The 1,049-nt window shown below is 60.2% G+C and carries 1 protein-coding gene; it reads right to left on the reverse strand.

Features of this window, described 5'->3' with window-relative positions; translation table 11 throughout:
• Window positions 1-1,049 (reverse strand): photosystem II D2 protein (photosystem q(a) protein) (psbD, locus tag NW838_RS03570; protein WP_414427507.1); only part of this gene is annotated, 1,049 nt, incomplete at both ends.

The raw sequence follows: 1,049 nt of genomic DNA on the forward strand, positions 1-1,049 counted from the left end.
TTGCCGCGGGGGAGGACTTCTTCAGGGAACTCAAAGCGCTCATGCGGCTGGTCCTGCGGCGCCATCCACGCCCGAATCCCCTCGTTCAGCAAAATGTTCTTCGTGTAGAACGTCTCAAACTCCGGGTCTTCCGCTGCCCGCACCTCCTGACTGATAAAGTCATACGCCCGCAGGTTCAGCGCCAACCCCACTACCCCAATGCTCGACATCCACAAACCCGTCACCGGCACAAACAACATGAAAAAGTGCAGCCACCGCTTGTTGGAAAACGCTATCCCAAAAATCTGGCTCCAGTACCGGTTGGCCGTCACCATCGAGTAGGTCTCCTCCGACTGCGTCGGCTCAAAAGCCCGAAAGGTGCTGGCCGCCTCCCCATCCTGAAACAGGGTGTTCTCCACCGTCGCCCCATGGATGGCACACAGCAGCGCTCCACCCAAAACGCCAGCCACCCCCATCATGTGGAACGGGTTCAGCGTCCAGTTGTGGAACCCCTGGAAAAACAGCAAAAAGCGGAAAATCCCCGCCACCCCAAAGCTGGGCGCAAAAAACCAACTGCTCTGCCCCAGCGGGTAAATCAAAAACACGCTCACAAACACCGCTATCGGCGCGCTAAACGCAATGGCGTTGTAGGGCCGCACCCCCACCAGCCGGGCAATCTCAAATTGCCGCAGCATAAAGCCAATCAGCCCCAGCGCTCCGTGCAGGGCCACAAAGGTCCACAGCCCCCCAATCTGGCACCAGCGGGTGAAGTCCCCCTGGGCTTCGGGGCCCCACAGCAGCAGCAGGCTGTGCCCCATGCTGTCGGCGGGGGTGGAGACGGCTACGGTCAAAAAGTTGCACCCTTCCAGGTAGGAGCTGGCCAACCCGTGGGTGTACCAGGAAGTTACAAAGGTGGTGCCGGTGAGCCAGCCGCCCAGGGCTAGGTAAGCGCAGGGGAACAGCAGCAGCCCGGACCAGCCGATAAACACGAATCTGTCGCGCTTGAGCCAGTCATCGACGATGTCGAACCATCCTCGCTCCTGACGCACGCGCCCTACCGCTATGGTCAT

Source organism: Synechococcus sp. R55.2 (assembly GCF_047462075.1).
Lineage (GTDB): Bacteria > Cyanobacteriota > Cyanobacteriia > Thermostichales > Thermostichaceae > Thermostichus.